The sequence below is a fragment of the Methyloversatilis discipulorum genome (assembly GCF_018780585.1).
Classification (GTDB): Bacteria; Pseudomonadota; Gammaproteobacteria; order Burkholderiales; family Rhodocyclaceae; genus Methyloversatilis; species Methyloversatilis discipulorum_B.
In genome coordinates this window covers 107,166-129,025 of sequence record NZ_JADMJL010000027.1, presented here as the reverse complement: position 1 = coordinate 129,025, position 21,860 = coordinate 107,166, and the positions used below count along the sequence as shown (strand labels likewise).

18 protein-coding genes are annotated in these 21,860 nt (G+C 67.0%); 11 read left to right on the top strand and 7 right to left on the bottom strand.

Annotated features, from left to right (window positions below; all coding sequences use genetic code 11):
- Positions 1-2: 2 nt before the first annotated feature.
- From IV112_RS13580 to fdxA, 5 genes are all read right to left on the bottom strand, one after another.
- A complete protein-coding gene (locus IV112_RS13580) occupies positions 3-1,682 on the bottom strand; it encodes a long-chain-fatty-acid--CoA ligase (protein ID WP_304004108.1) in 1,680 nt (559 codons plus the stop codon).
- Between the two features lie 73 nt (positions 1,683-1,755).
- Positions 1,756-2,205, bottom strand: coding sequence for a CBS domain-containing protein (locus tag IV112_RS13575; protein ID WP_020163656.1), 450 nt, complete (start codon positions 2,203-2,205; stop codon positions 1,756-1,758).
- Between the two features lie 101 nt (positions 2,206-2,306).
- Positions 2,307-5,564 (bottom strand): UvrD-helicase domain-containing protein, encoded by a 3,258-nt coding sequence (locus tag IV112_RS13570; RefSeq protein WP_304004105.1) that lies wholly within the window; start codon positions 5,562-5,564, stop codon positions 2,307-2,309.
- Complete coding sequence (locus tag IV112_RS13565; RefSeq protein WP_304004103.1) at positions 5,561-8,224, bottom strand: PD-(D/E)XK nuclease family protein; 2,664 nt, start codon at positions 8,222-8,224, stop codon at positions 5,561-5,563. The genes IV112_RS13570 and IV112_RS13565 overlap by 4 nt, the downstream gene beginning before the upstream one ends.
- A 38-nt stretch (positions 8,225-8,262) precedes the next feature.
- A complete protein-coding gene (gene fdxA, locus IV112_RS13560; protein ID WP_019919370.1) occupies positions 8,263-8,586 on the bottom strand; it encodes a ferredoxin FdxA in 324 nt (107 codons plus the stop codon).
- A gap of 554 nt (positions 8,587-9,140) precedes the next feature.
- Here fdxA and trxA point away from each other — a divergent pair.
- Both trxA and rho read left to right on the top strand, forming a co-directional pair.
- The gene (gene trxA / locus IV112_RS13555) at positions 9,141-9,467 is read left to right on the top strand and encodes a thioredoxin TrxA (RefSeq protein WP_008062188.1); all 327 of its coding nucleotides are present in this window, start codon (positions 9,141-9,143) and stop codon (positions 9,465-9,467) included.
- Between the two features lie 92 nt (positions 9,468-9,559).
- On the top strand, positions 9,560-10,819 hold the full coding sequence (gene rho, locus IV112_RS13550) for a transcription termination factor Rho (RefSeq protein WP_019919371.1): 1,260 nt from the start codon (positions 9,560-9,562) through the stop codon (positions 10,817-10,819).
- A gap of 67 nt (positions 10,820-10,886) precedes the next feature.
- On the opposite strand, the gene IV112_RS13545 is transcribed toward rho, so the two are convergent.
- Positions 10,887-11,963, bottom strand: coding sequence for a substrate-binding domain-containing protein (locus IV112_RS13545; RefSeq protein WP_304004099.1), 1,077 nt, complete (start codon positions 11,961-11,963; stop codon positions 10,887-10,889).
- A 132-nt stretch (positions 11,964-12,095) separates the two neighbouring features.
- Here IV112_RS13545 and IV112_RS13540 point away from each other — a divergent pair, with 132 nt between their 5' ends.
- The 9 genes from IV112_RS13540 (at position 12,096) to modC (ending at position 21,484) form a co-directional block, all read left to right on the top strand.
- The gene (locus tag IV112_RS13540) at positions 12,096-12,590 is read left to right on the top strand and encodes a formate dehydrogenase subunit gamma (protein WP_304004098.1); all 495 of its coding nucleotides are present in this window, start codon (positions 12,096-12,098) and stop codon (positions 12,588-12,590) included.
- The gene (locus IV112_RS13535; protein WP_304004096.1) at positions 12,587-14,137 is read left to right on the top strand and encodes a formate dehydrogenase beta subunit; all 1,551 of its coding nucleotides are present in this window, start codon (positions 12,587-12,589) and stop codon (positions 14,135-14,137) included. Before IV112_RS13540 ends, IV112_RS13535 begins: the two co-directional genes overlap by 4 nt.
- A gap of 22 nt (positions 14,138-14,159) precedes the next feature.
- Entirely contained in the window at positions 14,160-17,024 is a 2,865-nt protein-coding gene (fdhF, locus tag IV112_RS13530) for a formate dehydrogenase subunit alpha (RefSeq protein ID WP_304004094.1), read from the top strand.
- Positions 17,025-17,051: 27 nt separating this feature from the next.
- Positions 17,052-17,918: a formate dehydrogenase accessory sulfurtransferase FdhD gene (gene fdhD, locus IV112_RS13525; protein ID WP_304004234.1), complete on the top strand. Its 867-nt coding sequence runs from the start codon at positions 17,052-17,054 to the stop codon at positions 17,916-17,918.
- Between the two features lie 3 nt (positions 17,919-17,921).
- On the top strand, positions 17,922-18,155 hold the full coding sequence (locus IV112_RS13520; protein WP_304004092.1) for a formate dehydrogenase subunit delta: 234 nt from the start codon (positions 17,922-17,924) through the stop codon (positions 18,153-18,155).
- A gap of 15 nt (positions 18,156-18,170) precedes the next feature.
- On the top strand, positions 18,171-18,770 hold the full coding sequence (locus IV112_RS13515) for a cysteine hydrolase family protein (protein ID WP_304004091.1): 600 nt from the start codon (positions 18,171-18,173) through the stop codon (positions 18,768-18,770).
- 120 nt (positions 18,771-18,890) lie between these two features.
- On the top strand, positions 18,891-19,661 hold the full coding sequence (gene modA, locus IV112_RS13510) for a molybdate ABC transporter substrate-binding protein (RefSeq protein ID WP_304004090.1): 771 nt from the start codon (positions 18,891-18,893) through the stop codon (positions 19,659-19,661).
- Between the two features lie 6 nt (positions 19,662-19,667).
- A complete protein-coding gene (gene modB, locus IV112_RS13505) occupies positions 19,668-20,354 on the top strand; it encodes a molybdate ABC transporter permease subunit (protein ID WP_304004088.1) in 687 nt (228 codons plus the stop codon).
- Complete coding sequence (gene modC / locus IV112_RS13500) at positions 20,351-21,484, top strand: molybdenum ABC transporter ATP-binding protein (RefSeq protein ID WP_304004086.1); 1,134 nt, start codon at positions 20,351-20,353, stop codon at positions 21,482-21,484. The genes modB and modC overlap by 4 nt, the downstream gene beginning before the upstream one ends.
- On the opposite strand, the gene IV112_RS13495 is transcribed toward modC, so the two are convergent.
- Positions 21,432-21,854, bottom strand: a complete 423-nt coding sequence (locus tag IV112_RS13495) for a winged helix-turn-helix domain-containing protein (RefSeq protein ID WP_304004084.1) — start codon at positions 21,852-21,854, stop codon at positions 21,432-21,434. The two genes, modC and IV112_RS13495, sit on opposite strands and share 53 nt — an antisense overlap.
- Positions 21,855-21,860: the final 6 nt, after the last annotated feature.

The following is a 21,860-nucleotide window of genomic DNA, read 5'->3' as shown; positions in this document are numbered from 1 at the left end:
ATTCATTGCTTCCGCGCCGCCGCGGCCTCTTCCTTGAGCGCCCTGCGCAATATCTTTCCGACATTCGTTTTCGGCAGTTCGCTGCGGAATTCAACGTGACGCGGAATCTTGTATGCGGTGAGCTGGGTACGGCAATGGGCGATCACGGCATCGGCGGTCAGCGTCGCGTCCGAGCTGACGACGAACACCTTCACCACCTCGCCCGAATGCGCGTCTGGCAGCCCGATCGCACAGCACTCGAGCACGCCGGCACAGGCGGCGACGACGTCCTCGACCTCGTTCGGATAGACGTTGAAGCCGGACACCAGAATCATGTCCTTCTTGCGGTCGACGATACGTACGAAACCGGCTTCATCGACGGTGGCGACATCGCCGGTACGCAGGAATCCATCTGCCGTCATCACCTGGGCGGTTTCCGCCGGACGACGGTAGTACCCCTTCATCACCTGCGGGCCGCGCACGCACAATTCGCCTGTTTCACCCGGCGGCACTTCCCGCCCCTCGTCGTCACGTATCGATATTTCGGTAGAGGGAACCGGTAGCCCGATCGCGCCGTTGAATTCCTTCTGATCCGGCGGATTGATGCACACCGCTGGCGAGGTTTCGGTCAGGCCGTAGGCTTCGATCAGGGGCTGACCGGTGATTTTCTTCCAGCGTTCGGCAACCGCCCGCTGCACTGCCATGCCGCCGCCCAGCGAAACGCGTAACCCGGAAAAATCGAGCTTCGCAAAATCCGGATTGTTCAGCAGCGCATTGAACAGTGTATTGACACCGGTAATGACCGTGAAACGGTATTTCTGAAGTTCCTTGACGAAGCCTGGAATGTCACGTGGATTGGTGATCAGTATGTTGGTTGCACCAAGCTTCAGAAATACGAGGCAATTCGCGGTCAGCGCAAAGATGTGATACAGCGGCAACGCCGTGATGACGATCTGCGGCCCACTCATGAAGGGCCGTATCCAAGCGTCGGCCTGCATCATGTTGGACACGATATTGCGATGGGTGAGCATGGCGCCCTTGGCCACGCCGGTCGTGCCGCCCGTGTATTGCAGGAAGACGATGTCTTCGTGCACGACATTGACCGGATTCAGCCTGTGCGCCAGCCCCAGCTTGATCGCCTCGTTGAAGCGGACCGCCGACGGCAGGTCGAAGGACGGCACCATCTTCTTCACGTGGCGCACGACCAGATTGACGATCCAGCCCTTGGGCGCCGGCAGCAGGTCGCCCAGCGCGGTCACGACGACGTGGCGCACCGAAGTGCGTTCAATCACGCGCTGCAGCGTCGACGCGAAGTTCTCCAGTACGACGATGACTTCCGCACCGCTGTCGTTGAGCTGGTGTTCGAGCTCTCGCGGCGTGTACAGCGGGTTGCAGTTCACGATCGTGTAGCCGGCACGCAACGCGCCGAACATCGCCACCGGGTACTGCAGCACATTGGGCATCATGATCGCGACGCGCGACCCCGGCGCGAGACCGAGCACCGACTGCAGATAGGCCGCGAAGGCGGCGCTCAGGCGGTCAAGTTCCGCATAGGTGATGGCCTTGCCCATGCAGACATAGGCATCGCGCTCCGCAAACTCGCGGCAGCTGCGCTCGAACACCTCGCCGACCGACATGAACTCCGACGGATCGATCTCGGCCGGAACACCCTTGGGGTAGCTTTTGAGCCACACCTTCTCCATTACCGCCTCCTCGCGTCGTCGTGCCGCTGCCGTGCGAACGCGGCAGCGTGCTGCATGATCGTGCGGCCGGGCATCAACCCGACATGTCTTCCATCGGCCAGTCGCGAATATAGCTCTTCAGCATTCGGTTCTCGAAACTCTGTTCCTCCAGCATCGCGCGCGCGACGTCGTGGAAGGACAGCACGCCCATCAACGTATCGCCTTCCATGATCGGCAGATAGCGGCAGCGATTCTCGAGCATCAGTCGGCGCAGTTCGTCGACTTCCATGTCCGGGTGGGCGGTCGCCGGATCGCGATGCATGACGGCGGACACGGTCAGCGACTGCCAGTCGCCGCCAGACGCCCGCACCGAGCGCAGGACTTCGCGGAAGGTGAGCATGCCAACCATGCGGCCATGCTCCATCACCACCAGCGAACCGACGTCGAGGTCGGTCATCGTGACGACTGCGTTGCCCAGCGTCTGTTGCGGTGCCACCGTGTAGAGCACGGTGCCCTTGATACGCAGGATTTCATGTACTTGCATGGTTGCCACTCTCCTCCTCGCCGCGCGGGCACGGGGTGCACGCTGCGGATAACCATGCGTCGATGGTAGTCAAAAGCGTCGGCGCCGCAAAGCGCCGGCGTTCAGAACAGGCAATCCAGACGCCCATCCGGACGCAGCAACGCCGCTCGTGGCGTCTTTCCGGGGCGGATCAGGCCTACCGACTCGGCGTAACGCTTCAGCTGTTCGGCATATTCCTCGGCGAATCCCACGCCTTCCCCGCTCTTGTAATCCAGTATCCAGATCTCGTCGTCGAACTCGACCAGCCGATCGATGCGGCCGAGACTGCCGTCGGGCAGCACGAATTCCACTTCGCTGGCCGCCCAGCGATGCAGCGCCGGATCGAAGAATCGGCGCAGCGAAGCGCTGCCGGTCATGGCGCGCGCAAGGCGTTCAAGTTCGCTCCAGCGGGCCGCATCGAGCGCCGGCGGACGCGGCGGCGGCGGCTCGCCGCAGGCCAGCGCCTCCAGCCAGGCGTGCAGGCCGGTGCCCCAGATCTGCGCGTCGTTCATCGGCACCATGACGCGGCGCTCGCCCACCGGTGTCGATGGAAGCGCTTCGGCAACCGTTGGCGCCGCGGCAACCGTATCGATGTCGGGGCATGCATCGGCCGTGCCTGTACTCAGGCGCAGCGCACCGTCGTCGGCGGTCTGTACCGACGGGCATCCACGCAGGGCCGTCTGCAAACGCGCCAGCCAGCTGTCGTCGGCCACGCCCCGCGCCGGGCTGACGCCGCTGGCGAACAGGAACTGCCGCGCCCGGGTGACCGCGACGTACAGCAGATTGGCGTCCTCCCGCGCCGCAGCGCGGGCTTCGGCGTCGATGAACCGGGCGCGCGCCTGCCCCTGGTTATCCTTGCGCTGCAGCAGCGACAGGTGTTCGGGTGCTGGCGCGCCCGGCGGCCAGGCGAGCAGTACGCGCGCACCGCTGTCGGCGCGCGGCTTCGCGATGGCGTCGGCCAGCCAGACGATGGGCGCCTCCAGCCCTTTCGCCGCATGCACCGTGAGCACGCGCACGCGGCCGCGTGCCGGGTCCTCACCGAGGATGAGCCCCTCGTCCGGCGCCTCGTCGTCCTCGTTGCGCAATCGTGCAAGCTCGTCGAGAAAGCGCGGCATGCTGGGGAAGCGGCCGCTATCGACCTTGAGCGCGAGCTCCATGAAAGCGTCCAGATTCGCCCGCACGCCCGGCCAGGCCATCGGATCGACCTGGGCGGCATAGCGCTGCATCAGCTCACCACGGTGGAACACGCGGTCGAGCAGGTCGTGCACCGGCAGCTGCGCAGCCGCGGCCAGCCAGTCGCTCAGCAGCGACGCCGCACGCGTCAGTTCGGCGTCGTCGCCACCCCGCGCAGCACGCAGCGCCGCCCACAGTGCGGGGCCGGCGCTTGTCAGGCGCAGCAGGTGCGCGTCGGACAACGCGAACAGCGGGCTGCGCAGCACGTGCGCCAGCGCCAGCGCATCGGCCGGCGCAGCGAGGAAGCGCAGCAGCGCCTGCAGATCGGCCGCCTCCAGCGTGTCGAGCAGTCGGCCGCGGCTGGCCCCGAAGTACGGAATGCCGTGTGCGCGCAACGCCGCCTCATACACTGCGAGACCGGTGCGTCGGCGCAGCAGGATCATCACGTCGCCGTAGCGCGCCGGCCGCACCGCGCCACTGTGCGCATCGCGCACGGCAACCCGCCCGACCATTGCCTGCAGTCGCGCACACATCGCGTCGGCCTCGCGACGGCGCCGGCTGTCCTCGGCCGTCACGCGCGGCGTGGTGAGCGGATTGCGCAGACCCGAATCGGAAGACGTCGCTTCGTCCGGCGCATCGACGTCGTGGCCGAAAGCCGGCAGCACCTCGACCGCGCCGGGCAGGCCGACCTGCGTCGTGCCGTGTGGCGCGAAACCTTCGAACACATCGAGCGCGCCGAACAGCGCATTGACCACCTCGACCACCGCCGGGCTGCTGCGCCGCGTTTCGTTGCGCCGGATGTCGATGGCACCGAAGCGCTCGGCGAAAGCCGCGCGCGCATGCGCGAAGATGCGCGGATCGGCGCGGCGGAAGCGATAGATCGACTGCTTCGGATCGCCCACCACGAACACGCGCGGCTGCACCTGATCCGGCGCGTAGGCGTCGAGCCAGTGCATCAGCACCTGCCACTGCAGCGGATTGGTGTCCTGGAACTCATCGAGCAGCAGGTGGGTGTAGCGCGCGTCGAGCCGCGCCTGCACGAAGGGGCCGGTCTGCGCGTCGCCGAGCAGGCGCGCCGCGTGCCATTCGAGGTCGCCGAAATCGAGCACGCCAGCGCCGCGTTTGACCTGGTCGTAGGCGTCGAGCATGGCCGAAGCAACGGTCAGCGCGTGTCGGTTCAGTTCCCAGGCGGCGCGGTCGCTCAGCGCGTGCAGGCAGGCCAGCAGGCGCTCGGCGCAGGACTCGAACAACTGCTGCGTGCGCTCGGCTGCGCCGATCTTTTCCATCGACTTGCCCGGCTTGAAGGCGATCGGCACACCGGCGCGGGTCAGCAGTTCGGCGCACAGCCCGTCGAAAAAGGCCTGGGCGTCGTGCTGGCTGGCGGCCGTCTCCAGCGCCACCGCCTTGCGCTGCTGCGCCTCCGTGCCCTGCCCCAGCAGCTTTGCGAGTTCCAGCACTGCGGCGCGCAGCGCGGCGTCCTGCGCCAGTGCATCGACCGGTGCTTCACGATCGGCGCCGAAAAAGGATTCGAGATGCGCGAACACACCATCGAGTCCGTCGTGCGCAGCCAGCCAGGCCTGCCACTCGGCGCGCCGTTCGATCAGCGATTCGGCGAGGCTGCGCGCGCCGGCGAGACCGGCCTGTGCGAGCAGCCAGCGCACCGCCTGCGCCAGTTCGCCGTCCGGCGCACTGCCGGCACGCCGCATCAGCACACCCCAGGCCTGGTCGCGCAGGCGTGCGGTGCGCTCTGCCAGTTGCAGCCCGCCGAGGCCGGCCGACAGCGGCGCGGCGCCGAGCAGCGACGAAAACCAGCCGTGGAAGGTGTTGATGGTCAGCCCCGGACGGGCGCTGGCGACGTGTTCGAACAGGCCGCGCGCACGCTCGATCAGCGCCGCGTCGTTGCGCGCATCGACCCCGCGCTGATCGAGGAAGGCGATCACGCCGGCGTCGTCCGCCACCGCCAGTTCGCCCAGCCAGTGCTGCAGCCGCTCGTCGATCTCGCGCGCCGCCTTGCGCGTGTAGGTGATGGCCAGTATCTCGCCCGGCGCCACGCCGGCGAGCAACAGGCGGATCAGCCGCGACACCAGCGTCCACGTCTTGCCGCTGCCGGCGCAGGCCTCGACGACGACGCTGGCGGATGGATCGAGCGCGCGCAGGCCGTCGTTCATGTGCGCCAGTCCTTGCGGCACAGGCCACGCATTTCGCAGTAGGCGCAGGCGCGGTCGTCGCCATGCGCAGGCAGCGCAGCACCGGCACGCAGCGCCGGGAACAGCGTTCCGATCAGTCCCTGCAGCGCTTCGGCCGCCGCGTGCGGCTCGGCCTGCGGGTGCGGAACCGGCGCCGGCTCGTCGAGCGCCAGATAGGCGGCTTCGCTCACCGTGTCACCTTCGAGCAGCGTGTAGAAGGCGAGTTGCAGGTCTTCCCCGCCCTGCAAGCTCTTCTTCACGGCTTCGCTGCTGCGCAGCTTGTAGTCGAGCAACGACACGCCCGCCGCACCACGGTCGATACGGTCGATGCGCCCTTCGAGTGACAGCGCACCGCCGTCCGACAGGTCGAGCGGTCGCGCGCGCGACTGCTCGCCGCTGTCGAACACCCAGCCCTCGGCCTCGCGCGCGCAGGCCCAGGCAACGTAGGCGTCGGCGCGGTCGTGCAGGCGATCGGCCCACACGTGCTCCTGGAAGTTGCGGCCGATCGCGCCGTCGAAGGCGGCGGCGATGCGCGCGCGCATGTCGCCTGCCAGCGCCTGCGGCGTCTCGCTGTCCAGGCGCGGATGCGCAACATGGAAATCGTGCAGCAGCGCATGCACCAGTTCGCCCACGCTGCCCTTGCCCATCGTTTCCTCGACCTCGTCGCCCTCGCCCAGACCGAGCACGCGGCGCGCGTAGTAGCGGTAGGGGCAGGCCATCAGATCGGCCATCGCGCTGGCGGTGAGCCGCTGCGGCACCCGTCCGGCGTCGAGCACCGGTGCGCTGGTCTGGCGCGGCAGTGCGGCCGGCTCGGGATCGGGCTGTGCCGGCGCGGCGCTGACCGCACTCGGCAGCCCGGCACGCACGAACATCAGGTCGAGCAGTTGCAGGTCGGCACCGGGCAGATTGGCTTCGCCGTTGCGCTGCGCCTGCCAGCTGAACACGATTTCGTCACTGTTCAGGATCAGCCCGGCGAGGTCCTCGCGCAGCTGGCGTGCCGCCTGCTGCGTATCGGCCAGCCCCAGTTCGCGTCGCAGCCCCTCGTGACCGAGCACGCCGCGCAATTGCGGCGGCGCCAGATGTTCGCCATCGGCGCCGATCACGTACACGGCGTCGAACACGCGCAGCCGGGTCGCCGCAAGATGGGTCAGCACGACCGGACTGTCGATCGCGGTGTCGCGGAACAGCGCCCGTTCGAACTCGCCGTTGAGCCACTGACGCCAATCGGCAAAGGTCAGCGCCAGGGATACGCCACTGCTGTCGGCGCGCAGCTGTTCGAGCAGCGCGATCACCTGTGCGCCGGCCGCGTCCTGCAGCAACGCCGTGCGCGCCTGCAGCGCGTCGAGCGCGGCCAGCAGCCGTTCGATCCAGAAGGCGGCGGGCGCGGCCTGTGTCGGCATCAGGTTCGCCGCCTGCGCGAACGGGACCATCAGCGCCGCACCCGCCCGTCCGGCCAGTTCGCGCGCCGCGTCGGCGAGCAAGGCCTGCAGCCCGTCGACATGATTGCGCCGCACCACCCAGTGATCGACCTCTGCGATCGCCCGCGCGTGCGTGTCGGCATCCATGTCGCCCGCGACATAGGGCGAGCGCACCAGATCGAGCAGATCGCGGTGATAGCCGTCGGACGCCAGGCACTGCAGAAAGGCATCGACCGTTGCAGCGGCGCGCGTGGTCGACAGCTTCCAGCCGGTTTCATCAGCCAGCAGTACCTGCCGGCGTTCGAGCAGCGCACGGGTACGACGGGCGGCTTCGCGGTCGCTGGCGACCAGGGCGATGCGGCGGCGCCCCTCCGCCAGCCAGCGGGCGATGCAGGCGGCAGCGTGCTGCGCCTCCTGCTCCAGCGATTGCGCACTGACCAGTCGCACACGGTCGCGCAGGCGCTGCGCCGCATCCGCCGGCACGCGGCGCGACCACAGCGTGCGCACATCGTCGGCGGCAACCGGCCAGGCGGCATCGAGCGCGCGCGACAGTGCGTCTTCGCCCGCCGCCCGCCGTACGCCGATGTGCAGCACCGGAACGCGTCGCGCGAACGCAGCCAGCCAGTCCGGAGCGGGATCGAGCGTGTCGGCCAGCAGCACCACGGGCCGCCGCGCAGACGCGGCTGCGCGATACAGCGCCTGCGTCGTTGCCCGGGCGTGACCGGGCGTGCCGGTGCTGTCGGCCAGCCACACCGCGTGAACAAGCCGCGCCTCCAGCGACAGCGCCGCGCTATCGTGCAGCGCGTGCGCCCGGGCGAATGCGCCCTCCAGCGCGGCCTCGTCCGGCACCGGCACATCGGCCAGCGTGTCGGCGAGATCCATCAGCTCGCGTGCGACCGCCCACAGGTCGGCGTCACCCAGCCAGCCGACCCGACGCAACTGGGCGACCAGCCCGAGCAGACGCCGCGAATCGGGATCGGTCGCCGCATCGCCCCGCCAGCGCGCGGCCAGCAGCTGCGGCGTAAGCACGCGCGGCATGAACAGCGCACGGCCGGCCGCCGCCGACAGCGCGCTGCGCAGCGCCGGTGCCAGCGTGATGGACGGCAGGATGACGTCGCAGTCGGCGAGCGCGTCGCCGTGGCGATCGAGGAGGATGCGTGCCACCCGGCCGAACAGGTCCGGACCGGGGGGCAGCGTGACGGAGTCGAAACCCGCTCCGCTCATGCGTCAGCGCGGGCGAACAAAGGAAACGGGGAGCGCGCTCAGCGCTCGAGCATGCCGAGCTTGTCCTTCACCTTGGCCCAGTCGTCGGCGTCGGGCAGCGCGTCCTTGCGCTCGATGATGGCCGGCCATTCCTTGGCCAGTTCGGCATTCAGTTCGATGAACTGCACCTGGTCCGCCGGCACGTCGTCCTCGGCGAAAATGGCTTCGGCCGGACATTCGGCGACGCACAGCGTGCAGTCGATGCACTCGTCCGGATCGATCACCAGGAAATTCGGGCCTTCGCGGAAGCAATCGACCGGGCACACGTCGACGCAGTCGGTGTATTTGCACTTGATACAGGATTCGGTGACGACGTAGGTCATGATTTCTCCGTTGGGCGGGGGCTCTGCACTCGCAGGCAGGCCATGCATGGGCTGAAAAAGGCTGAATTCACGAGGGGCTTCGGCGCGCGGGGGCAGCCTGCAGACTGCGAAACACAGGCGCGCCGCACCTCTTCCGGACGCGGGAGTTTAGCACCGGGGCGGGGCGGCACCTCGCCCACGCTGTCGTGCCGCTGCGACATGTCGCCATGACTTTTTGTATTTCCTTGCCATCTGCCTCTGCACGCCCGACTGTTTTTTGTATTAGCATCTTGCAAACAGTGCAGAAACCCTGAACTCCGACGCAGGGGACGCCGATACCGTGATCACCCCGGCGGCCGGGTTTCAGCAAGCTCCGAATCGGGCCGCTCGGTGAGTGGCCGGAAAACCCAGTCCAGCGACCCGACACCCACCTTTCGGCACGCAACATCCATCCAGTCCTGCAGGCGTCCCGAACCGTGGCGTCCGGCACGAGGCATCCGGTTCTTCCAGATACACCCCCGAAGACCTTCCGATTCACCGAATCCACTTCCCCAGTCAAGCACCGCGAGGAAACAATGAGCGAACACATCCACCACGTTACCGACGCCAGTTTCGAAGCCGAGGTCATCAAGGCCGACCTGCCGGTTCTGGTCGATTACTGGGCCGAGTGGTGCGGTCCGTGCAAGATGATCGCTCCCATCCTCGACGAAGTGGCGCGTGACTACGCCGGCAAGCTGCGCGTGGCCAAGGTCAATATCGACGAGAACCAGGAAACGCCTGCGCGCTTCGGCATTCGCGGCATTCCGACGCTGATGCTGTTCAAGGATGGCAATGTCGAGGCCACCAAGGTCGGCGCCCTGTCGAAGTCCCAACTGACCGCCTTCCTGGACAGCCACCTGTAACGCCTACCCCGCGGCGGGCGCGAATCCGCGCCCAGCCCGCCGGAGCGGAAGACCGCTCCATCTCCCCACCCCGCCTGTCGCAGATCTTCACCATGCACCTTTCCGAACTGAAAGCACTCCACGTCAGCCAGCTGCTCGAAATGGCCCAGTCCTTCGAGATCGAAGGCGCCAACCGGCTGCGCAAGCAGGAACTCGTGTTCGCCATCCTGCGCAACCGGGCGAAGAAGGGCGAGAGCATTTTCGGAGACGGTGCGCTGGAAGTGCTGCCCGACGGCTTCGGTTTCCTGCGTTCGCCGGAAGCGAGCTATCTGGCGGGAACCGACGACATCTACGTGTCGCCGAGCCAGATCCGCCGCTTCAACCTGCATACCGGCGACACCATCGAGGGTGAAATCCGCACGCCCAAGGACGGCGAGCGCTACTTCGCGCTGGTCAAGGTCGATCGCATCAACAGCGAGCCGCCGGAGGCGACCAAGCACAAGATCCTGTTCGAGAACCTCACGCCGCTGCATCCGACCGAGCCGCTGAAGCTCGAACGCGACATGCGTGGCGAAGAGAACACGACCTCGCGTGTGATCGACATGATCGCGCCGATCGGCAAGGGCCAGCGCGCGCTGCTGGTGGCGCCGCCGAAGACCGGCAAAACGGTGATGATGCAGCACATCGCGCACGCGATCACCGTGAATCACCCGGAAGCGCTGCTCATCGTGCTGCTGATCGACGAGCGCCCGGAAGAAGTGACCGAAATGCAGCGTTCGGTGAAGGGCGAAGTGGTTGCATCGACCTTTGACGAACCGGCCACCCGCCACGTGCAGGTCGCCGAGATGGTGATCGAGAAGGCCAAGCGTTTGGTCGAACACAAGAAGGACGTGATCATCCTGCTCGACTCGATCACCCGCCTCGCCCGCGCCTACAACACGGTGCAGCCGGCCTCCGGCAAGGTGCTGACCGGTGGCGTGGACGCCAACGCGCTGCAGAAGCCGAAGCGCTTCTTCGGCGCTGCGCGCAACGTCGAGGAAGGCGGCAGCCTGACCATCATCGCCACTGCGCTGATCGAAACCGGCAGCCGCATGGACGACGTGATCTACGAGGAATTCAAGGGCACCGGCAATATGGAAATCCATCTTGACCGGCGCATGGCGGAGAAGCGCGTCTATCCGGCGATCAACGTGAACCGCTCGGGCACGCGCCGCGAGGAGCTGCTGCTGAAGCCGGAAATCCTGCAGAAGATCTGGATCCTGCGCAAACTGCTGTACAACATGGACGATCTGGAAGCGATCGAATTCCTGCTCGACAAGATCAAGGCCACCAAGAGCAACGGGGAGTTCTTCGACGCGATGCGTCGCGGGTGATGAACCGACTCCGGGCCTTGACGGAAAAACGCCGCACACTGCGGCGTTTTTCTTTTGTGCCGTCCGCTCAGGCGCGCAGCGCCTCGACCACCGACAGCACCTCGCCCGGCGAATTGAGCGCGTAGCCGGGCAGGGTCGACACCGCCTTCGCGAAGTCAGCCGACTTCAGCGCATCGAGCATGCGCTGCATCGACGGCAGCTCCAGCGTCTCCAGCCGGCAGGCGAGGAAGTAGTGCTCCTCGGCGACCGGCACGAAATCCAGCTTGAACTGGCTGGCGGCGGCCTCGACGCCGAAGCCGGTGTCGGCCATGCCGCTGGCAATGTGTGCCGCCACCGCTGCGTGCGTGAACTCCACCGTCTCGTATCCGCTGATGTCGTCCGCATCGATGGTCTGCTCGGCCAGCAGCAGGTCAAGCAGCACGCGCGTGCCGGCGCTGGCCTGACGATTGATGAAGCGCACGTCGGGACGCACCAGATCCTGCAGCGAGCGGATGTTCAGCGGATTGCCTGCGGCCACGAACAGGCCCTGCGTGCGCGTGACCAGTCGGATCACGCGGTGCGCGCGCGGCTTCAGGTAGCGGCTAAGCCGCGCCGCCAGTTCCGGCGTAACCCGCCCGCTGGGCAGATGGAAGCCGCAGATGTCGCAGCTGCCGCGTGACATCGAACCCAGCGCGTCGATCGACCCGAGGTACTGCAGTTCCAGCCGCACGCCGGCCACCCGCTCCATCAGCTCTGGCATCAGGGCGATCGCGTAGCCGTGGCTCGCATGCAGCCGCAGCACCGGGTGGGTGTCCATCAGCGCCGCATTGATCTCGCGGTCGATCTCCACCGACAGGTTTTCCAGTTGCGGCGTCAATCGCGCCTGGATGCGCTGCGCCGCCCAGGTCAGCTTCTCGCCCAGCGGCGTCAGTTCCGCCCCCTTGCCCTGCGACAGCTCGACCAGCGGCGTGCCGAAGAAGGCCGACCAAGTGCGGATCAGGTTCCAGCAGTGGCGGTAGGAGAAATCGACCTCGCGCGCCGCCTCGGTCAGTTTTCCACTGCGCTGAACGGCCGCCAGCACGCGGAACAGCAAAGGATCGATCTCGCGGCCCTCGGCGTTTCGGAAGCGCCATGCAGGCTCGATCTGGATGCGCATGTTAGGCATTTGTTTTCATATCGTTAAAAGCAAGATCGGCTGCTAACCTGCATTGCGAAGCCATTATTGGACCTTGATGATGGCTGATTAGCAATTATGAACAAGAGTTCCAATTAGGAATTCAGCAGGAGACAGAGAGCCATGTCATCGCACCACCCCGCTCCCGGTGTCGACGGGCGACAGCTTCAGTCGCTGGTCGACCGCCACGCCGATCTGCCCGGCGCGCTGCTGCCGATGCTGCACGCCATCCAGGACGAATTCGGCCACGTGCCGGAACAGGCCGTCCCGGTCATCGCCAGGGGGCTGAACCTGTCGCGCGCCGAAGTGCATGGCGTGATCACCTTCTATCACCACTTCCGCAGCCACGCGCCCGGCCGCCACGTAGTGCAGGTCTGCCGGGCGGAAGCCTGTCAGGCCGTCGGTGCCGTTGCGCTCGAAGCGCACGCGAAGAAATGCCTCGGCATCGACTTCCACGAAACGACCGCCGACGGCGCGGTGACATTGGAGGCGGTGTACTGCCTCGGCAACTGCGCGGTCGGCCCGTCGTTGCGGGTCGATGACGATATCGTCGGCCGTGTCACACCGGAGCGCTTCGACGCGATCGTTGCGGAGCTGCGCGCGGAGGTGAGCGCATGAACACCCGCATCTACGTCCCCGTCGATTCCACCGCGCTGTCGCTGGGCGCTGACAAGGTGGCGCAGGCCATTGCTGCCGAGGCGGCAAAGCGCGGCATCGCGATCGAGCTGGTACGCAATGGCTCGCGCGGCGCCTTCTTCCTCGAACCGCTGGTCGAGGTGCAGACCCCCGCCGGCCGCGTGGCCTACGGCCCGGTGCAGCCGAAGGATGTCGCCGCGCTGTTCGACGCCGGCCTCGTCACCGGTGGCTCGCATGCGCTGTCACTCGGCCTGACCGATGAGATCGGCTATCTGAAGAACCAGGAGCGCCTGACCAGCGCGCGCATCGGCCTCACCGACCCGCTGAGCCTGGACGACTACATCGACCACGGCGGCTTCGTCGGCCTGGACAACGCGCTGGCGATGAGCGGCGCCGACGTGGTGAAGGAAGTGACGGAATCCGGTCTGCGCGGCCGCGGCGGCGCAGCCTTTCCAACCGGCATCAAGTGGAACACCGTGCTCGGCGCGGTCGCCGACCGCAAATACGTGGTGTGCAACGCCGACGAGGGCGACTCCGGCACCTTCTCCGATCGCATGATCATGGAGGGCGACCCCTACTGCCTGATCGAAGGCATGACCATCGCCGGCATCGCAGTCGGCGCGACCCAAGGCTACATCTACCTGCGCTCGGAGTATCCGCACGCCTTCGCCACGCTGAAGGAAGCCATCCACCGGGCACGCGCCGCCGGGTGGCTGGGCGACAACGTACGCAACTCCGGCAAGGCCTTCGAACTCGAGGTTCGCCTCGGTGCCGGCGCCTACATCTGCGGTGAAGAAACCTCGCTGCTGGAAAGCCTCGAAGGCAAGCGCGGCATCGTGCGCTTCAAGCCTCCACTGCCGGCGCTCGAGGGCCTGTTCGGCAAGCCGACGGTCATCAACAACGTCATTTCGCTCGCCTCCGTGCCCACCATCCTGGCCCAGGGCGGCGCCTTCTACCGCGACTTCGGCATGGGCCGCTCACGCGGCACCCTGCCCTTCCAGCTCGCCGGCAACATCAAACGCGGCGGTCTGGTCGAGAAGGCTTTCGGCGTGACCATGAACGAGCTCATCCACGACTTCGGCGGCGGCACCCTGTCCGGCCGTCCGGTGCGCGCGGTGCAGGTCGGCGGACCGCTCGGCGCCTACGTACCAGCGTCGCAGTTCGACCTGCCGCTCGACTACGAGGAATACGCCAAGCACGGCGCGATGATCGGCCACGGCGGCATCGTGGTGTTCGACGACACGGTCGACATGGCGCACATGGCCCGCTACGCGATGGAGTTCTGCGCCATCGAATCCTGCGGCAAGTGCACGCCCTGCCGCATCGGCTCGACACGCGGCGTCGAGGTGATAGACCGCATCGTCGCCAACGAGCAGCGCGGCAGGAACATCGCGCTGCTGCAGTCGCTGTGCGACACCATGCTGAATGGATCGCTGTGCGCGCTCGGCGGCATGGCGCCCTACCCGGTGCTGTCGGCACTGAACCATTTCCCCGAAGACTTCGGCGTCGACAAGACCGAAGCGGCCTGAGCACAGAACGAGGAGAACAGCCATGTCACTACCCAGAGAAACCGATTACGGCACGCCTGCCCGCGAGTCCGAAAAGGACATCACGCTGTCGATCGACGGCATCGAAGTGACGGTGCCGGCCGGCACCTCGGTCATGCGCGCCGCGCAGGAGTGCGGCAACAGCATTCCCAAGCTGTGCGCGACCGACAGTCTGGAGCCCTTCGGTTCCTGTCGCCTGTGCCTGGTCGAGATCGAAGGCCGCCGCGGCTACCCGGCGTCCTGCACGACGATCGCCGAAGCCGGCATGCAGGTGCGTACGCAGACGCCGAAACTGGCAGACATCCGCCGCGGCGTGATGGAGCTCTACATTTCCGACCACCCGCTGGATTGCCTCACCTGCTCGGCCAACGGCAACTGCGAACTGCAGGACATGACCGGCGTTGTCGGCCTGCGCGAAGTGCGCTACGGCATGAAGGGCAAGAACCACTTCGACCTGCTGTCGGCGCTGACGAAGGAAAAGGATGAATCCAATCCCTACTTCAGCTACGACCCGTCGAAGTGCATCGTCTGCAACCGCTGCGTGCGCGCCTGCGAAGAAACACAGGGCACGTTCGCGCTCACCATTTCCGGCCGCGGCTTCGATTCGCGCGTCAGCCCGGGCGAAAGCCAGCCCTTCATGGAATCGGAATGCGTGTCCTGCGGCGCCTGCGTGCAGGCCTGCCCGACCGCAACGCTGATGGAAAAGGGCGTGATCGAACACGGTCAGGCCGAAAAGAAGGTCACCACCACGTGCGCCTACTGCGGCGTGGGCTGCTCCTTCGATGCCGAGGTGAAAGGCACGACCGTGGTACGCATGGTGCCGAGCAGGGACGGCGGCGCCAATCACGGCCATTCATGCGTCAAGGGCCGCTTCGCCTTCGGCTATGCCACCCACGCCGACCGCATCACCACGCCGATGATACGCAGGAGCATCGAGGACGCCTGGCAGCCAGTGAGCTGGGACGAGGCGATCAGTTACGCCGCGTCCGAGTTCAAGCGCATCCAGGCGACGCATGGCCGTGAATCGGTCGGCGGCATCACCTCCAGCCGCTGCACCAACGAAGAAACCTACCTCGTGCAGAAGCTGGTGCGCGCCGCCTTCGGCAACAACAACGTCGACACCTGCGCCCGCGTCTGCCATTCGCCCACCGGCTACGGACTTAAACAGACGCTGGGCGAGTCCGCCGGCACCCAGACCTTCGATTCGGTCATGAAGGCCGACGTCATCATGGTGATGGGCGCCAACCCGACCGACGGTCACCCGGTGTTCGGCTCGCAGATGAAGCGCCGCCTGCGCGAAGGCGCGAAACTCATCGTGGTCGACCCGCGCAGCATCGACCTCGTGCGCTCACCGCACATCCGCGCCGAACAGCACCTGAAGCTGAAGCCGGGCAGCAACGTCGCGCTGATCACTTCGATGGCGCACGTGGTCGTGACCGAAGATCTGGTCCAAGAGGACTTCGTGCGCGAGCGCTGCGAGTGGCATTCGTTCGAACAGTGGCGTGATTTCGTCGCCAGACCGGAGAACTCGCCGGAAGCGATGGAAATCCACACCGGCGTTCCGGCCGCCGACGTGCGCGCCGCCGCGCGCCTGTTCGCCACCGGCGGCAACGCCGCGATCTATTACGGTCTCGGCGTGACCGAGCACAGCCAGGGCTCGACCACCGTCATCGGCATCGCCAACCTGGCGATGGCGACGGGCAACATCGGTCGTGAAGGCGTGGGTGTGAATCCGCTGCGCGGCCAGAACAACGTGCAGGGTTCGTGCGACATGGGGAGCTTCCCGCACGAACTGCCGGGCTACCGTCACGTGTCGGACGCGGCCACGCGCGCGCTGTTCAGGGACGCCTGGGGCGTGGAGCCACAACCGGAGCCGGGCCTGCGCATCCCGAACATGTTCGAGGCGGCGATGGACGGCACCTTCCTCGGCCTGTACTGCGAAGGCGAGGACATCGTGCAGTCCGACCCGAACACGCAGCACGTCGAAGCCGCGCTGCGCGCGATGGAATGCGTGGTGGTACAGGACCTGTTCCTGAACGAAACCGCGAAGTTCGCCCATGTCTTCCTGCCGGGCTCCAGCTTCCTTGAAAAGAACGGCACCTTCACCAATGCCGAGCGCCGCATCTCGCGCGTGCGCAAGGTGATGCCGCCGCTGGCCGGCAAGGAGGACTGGGAGGTCACCTGCATGCTGTCGAATGCACTCGGCTACCCGATGGACTACGGCCACCCGTCCGAAATCATGGACGAGATCGCGCGGCTCACGCCCACCTTTCACGGCGTCAGCTACGCGCGGCTGGACGAGCTGGGCAGCATCCAGTGGCCGTGCAACGAACAGGCGCCGGAAGGCACACCCATCATGCACATCGACCAGTTCGTGCGCGGCAAGGGACGTTTCATGCTGACCGAGTACGTGCAGACCGAAGAGCGCACTTCCAAACGCTTCCCGCTGATCCTGACCACCGGCCGCATCCTGTCGCAGTACAACGTGGGTGCGCAGACCCGCCGCACACCGAATTCGATGTGGCACGACGAGGACCGCCTGGAAATCCATCCGGCCGATGCCGAAACGCGCGGCATCAACGAAGGCGACTGGGTGGGCATCACCTCGCGCGCCGGCGAGACGGTGCTGCGCGCGCGTGTGTCCGAGCGCATGCAGCCGGGCGTCGTCTACACCACCTTCCACTTCCCGGAATCGGGTGCCAACGTCATCACCACCGACAACTCGGACTGGGCGACTAACTGCCCCGAGTACAAGGTGACCGCGGTCGAGGTGACCCGCGTGACCCAGCCGTCGGAATGGCAGCAGCGCTACCGCGACTTCTCGCAGCAGCAGATCGGGCTGCTGCCGAAGAAGCGCGAGAAGGTCTGAGTCGTGGGCGCCGTGCAGGCACTCGACATGGGCGGTCCGCTGCTCGCTTGCGATGAAGCGGGTGAAATGAGCGGCGACACCGTGCTGCATCCGGCGCAGCGGCTGCGCAGCGCCGTGCGTGTCAGCGGGCGCATGCGCACCGCCAGCGTCGAATGCGTGGCCGAAGAGGTGCCGGTGGCCATGGTGTACAACGGCATTTCGCACGCAGTCATGCTGGCCACGCCGGCCGATCTCGAAGACTTCGGCACCGGCTTCAGTCTGGCTGAAGGCATCGTCGCGCGCGCATCGGAGATCCACGACATCGACACGGCGCACCACGTCGATGGCATCGAGGTGCGCATGCAGGTGTCGAACCGCGCCTTCGACGCGCTGAAGGCGCGCCGCCGCTCGCTGGCCGGACGCACCGGCTGCGGGCTGTGCGGCGTGGACAGCCTCGGTCAGGTGTCGCGCGAAGTGAAACCGGTAGCCGCGCGACCGTCGGTCGATGAAGCCGCCATCCACCGCGCCTTCGTCGCCCTGGGCGAAGGGCAGGCGCTGCACGCGCTGACCGGCTCGGTGCACGCCGCCGCCTGGGCACACGCCGACGGCACGCTGTTCGCCGTACGCGAAGACGTCGGCCGCCACAACGCGCTGGACAAACTGATCGGCGCCGTCGCTTTGGCCGGGCTCGACACCACGCAGGGTTTCGCGGTCGTCACCAGCCGCGCCAGTTATGAAATGGTGCTCAAGCTCGCCAGCGTCGGCGGCGGCCTGCTGGCGGCCATTTCGGCACCGACCGGGCTGGCCATCGATTTGGCCGGGCGCACGGGCGTCACGCTGTGCGGCTTCGTCCGCGACGGCCGCATGGCGATCTACACCGAATCCCGAACCTGTACAGCAACGCAAACGGAATAGCAGATGGACATCCACAACCTCGTCAAGATGGCCAACCAGATCGGCCAGTTCTTCCACAGCTACCCCGACCACGACGAAGCGGTGCGCGAAGTCGCCGCCCACGTCCGGCGTTTCTGGGAACCGCGCATGCGCCGTGCGATCATCGATCACATGAACCGCGGCGGCGACACCGGTCTGCTGCCGCTGGTCAGCGAAGCACTGCAGCACATGCAGGCGCAGGAAATCTCCACCACCTGAAAGGACACCTCACCGATGAGTTCACTGACGACGCTGCGCGACCTGATGGGTCTCGGCCACGAACCGGGCCTGCTTGCCGACGCCGCCCTGGTGATGATCGATTGCCAGAACACCTACCGTGAAGGCGTCATGCAGCTCTCCGGCATCGAGGCCGCACTGCTCGAAGCACGCCGCGTGCTCGACCGTGCGCGCGAACTCGGCCGCCCGGTCATCCACATCCAGCACGACGCCGGTCCGGGCACGCCCTACGACGTCAATGCCGCGATCGGTCGCATCGCCGACATCGTCGCGCCGCAGGCCGGCGAAACGGTGATCACCAAGCACTACCCGAACAGCTTCGTGCAGACCCCGCTCGACGAGGAACTGAAGAAGCTGGGCGTGAAGCAGCTCGTGCTGGCCGGATTCATGACGCATATGTGCGTGAACTCGACCGCGCGCGGCGCCTTCAACCTCGGCTACTCGCCCACGGTGGTCGCCGCCGCCACTGCCACGCGCGACCTGCCGCTACCCGACGGCAGCTCGGTCCCCGCCGCTACGGTGCAGGCCACCAGCATCGCCATGATGCGCGACCTGTTCGCCGCGATCGCGCCGAACGCCGACGCGCTGGTGCGCTGAACATCGACGGGGCACGAAGAAGAGCCGGCTGCCGCCGGCTTTTTTTTTCGTCCATCGGCGCAGCACACGCCGGAATTCATCGTACGATGATCCTGTATTCAACTTGATACAGGAAGAAGCATGAAACTCACCCGTCTGCTGCCCACCCGCCTCTTGTCCGCGCTCGCGCTGAGCCTCGTCGCGGGCGCCACCCATGCGGACACGCTCGTCGTGTTCGCTGCCGCCAGCCTGACCAATGCACTGCAGGACATCGGCAAGACCTTCCAGACGCACTCCGGCCATACCGTGAAGTTCTCCTTCGCAGCGTCCTCAGCGCTGGCGCGGCAGATCGAAGCGGGCGCCCAGGCGCAGGTCTTCCTGTCGGCCGACGAGCAGTGGATGGACTATCTCGCCGAGCGCAAGCTGCTCGCCGCGGGCACGCGCACCGACCTGCTCGGCAACAGCCTGGTGCTGGTGACACCGATCGACAGCAAAGCGTCGGTCACGCTGAAACCCGGCTTCGATCTCGCAGCGCTGCTTGGCGACGGTCGCCTGGCCACCGGCGATCCCGCCCACGTGCCGGTCGGCAAGTACGCCAAGGACGCACTGACCAAGCTCGGCGCATGGCAGGCCGCGGAGCCCAGACTGGTGCGCGCGGATTCGGTGCGCGCGGCGCTGGTACTGGTCGAACGCGGCGAAGTGCCGGCCGGAATCGTCTATGCGACGGACGCGGCCGTATCGCCCAAGGTGCGCGTCGCCGGCGTGTTTCCCGCTGACACGCACGCGCCGATCACCTATCCTGCTGCCATCGTCGCCGGACAGGACACGCCGGCCGCGCGCGCCTTCATGCAATGGCTGCGCGGCAACGAATCGACGGCGGTATTCACGCGGTACGGCTTCAGCATCAAATAGGCATAGATGAGCGACATCGAACTGGACGCCCTGCTGCTCAGCCTCCGTGTCGGGCTGGCCAGCACCGCGCTTTGCCTGCCCTTCGCGCTGGGCGTTGCCTGGCTGCTGTCACGCACCCGCCTGCCCGGTCGCGCCCTGCTCGACGGCATCGTGCATGCCCCACTGGTGCTGCCGCCGGTGGTGATCGGCTACCTGCTGCTGATCTCGCTGGGCACGCGCGCGCCGCTCGGCGCCTGGCTCAAGAGCACCTTCGGCATCCAGCTCATCTTCACCACCGAAGGCGTGGTGGTGGCCGCGGCGGTGATGGCCTTTCCGCTGATGGTGAGGGCGATCCGCCTGTCGCTGGACGGCGTCGACCGCGGTCTCGAACTGGCCGCGCGCACGTTGGGCGCCAGCCGTATCGACGTGCTGTGCACGATCACGCTGCCGATGATGCTGCCGGGCATCCTGTCCGGCGCGATGATGGCCTTTGCCGCCAGCCTCGGCGAGTTTGGCGCCACCATCACCTTCGCCTCCAATATCGAAGGCGAAACGCGCACGCTGCCGCTGGCCATCTACACCGCGACGCAGACACCGGACGGCGATGCCATCGCGCTGCGTCTGGTCGGCCTGTCGATGGCGCTTGCCGTCGCCGCGATCATCCTCTCTGAATGGCTGAACCGGCGCACGCAGCGCTGGCTGGGACGACCATGATCGAGCTGCGTTTCGGCACTTGCCTGGGCGCGCTCGACCTCGACGTCGACGTCACGCTGCCGTCGCGCGGCGTCAGCGCCATCTTCGGGCGCAGCGGCGCCGGCAAGAGCAGCCTGATCAATGCCGTGGCAGGCATCGTCCGGCCGTCGCGCGGACGCATCGCGGTCGGTGACCGCGTCTTCTTCGATGCCGACGCCGGCATCGACCTGGCGATCGAAGCGCGCGGCGTCGGCTACGTGTTCCAGGATGCACGGCTGTTTCCGCATCTGTCGGTGAGCGGCAACCTGCGCTACGGGCTGAAGCGCGCACGCGGCCCGCGCCCGGTGGACTGGGAAAGCGTGATCGACGTACTCGGTCTCGCCCACCTGCTCGACCGTCGACCGCATCACCTGTCAGGGGGTGAGCGTCAGCGCGTCGCGCTCGGCCGCGCGCTGCTGCGCCAGCCCGATCTGCTGCTGATGGACGAACCGCTTGCTTCGCTGGACGCGCCACGCAAGGCAGAGGTACTGCCGTATATCGAACGGCTGGCGCAGGAGTTCGCGCTGCCCGTGCTGTACGTGAGCCATTCGATCGAGGAGGTGACGCGGCTGGCCGACCATCTGGTCATCGTCAGCGAAGGCCGCACCGTCGCCAGCGGCGAACTGGCCGACATCATGTCGCGCCCCGAGCACTCACCGCTGATCGGTCGCTACGAAGCGGGCTCGGTGCTCGACTGCACGGTGCTGCAGCACAACGACGACTACGCATTGACCACGCTGCGCTTCACCGACGGCCAGCTGCGCGTGCCGCGCATCGATCTTGAGCCGGGCTGCGCGGTGCGTGTGCGCATCCGTGCGCGCGACGTCGCGCTCGCGCTGTCGCGACCGATGGACGTGTCCATCGTGAATAAGCTGCCGGGCCGTGTCATCGGCATCACGCCGCGTGAAGGGCCGTACGCCGATGTCGCGGTCGATCTTGGCAGCAGTTCGCTGCGTGCGCTGGTCACGCGCGAATCCTGCGACCGGCTCGGACTGCAGCCGGGCACCGCGGTGTGGGTGATGGTGAAATCGGTGGCGCTGGACAGCCGCAGCGTTGGCTTCAACCGACGTCCGCGTCCTGACGCTGCGCAGGCACCGCCGGCTGCGGATTGAGCGCTTCGTCCAGTTCGCGCAGCTGCAGCGCGACGGCATCGGACGTGCGCCGTTCGGCGGCGCGGAACACCGCGATCAGCCGCTCGCCGAACGGCGTCAGTTCGGCACCACCGGCGCCCTGCGAGCGCCCTGGGTAGGTCTTCACCACCGGCTCGGCGAACATGCGGTTCATGTCGTCGATCAGCAGCCATGCACGCCGATAGGCCATGCCCATCGCACGCGCCGCACCGGAGATCGACCGCTCGCGCGCCAGGTGCTCAAGCAGTTCGATCTTGCCCGGCCCCAGCCGCTCGCCATTGTGGAAATGCAGGCGCAGCGAGGCGGTGGAGCGCAGCGTCGCGTCGCCGCGCAACTTGTCGGACGGATTCATTACAAC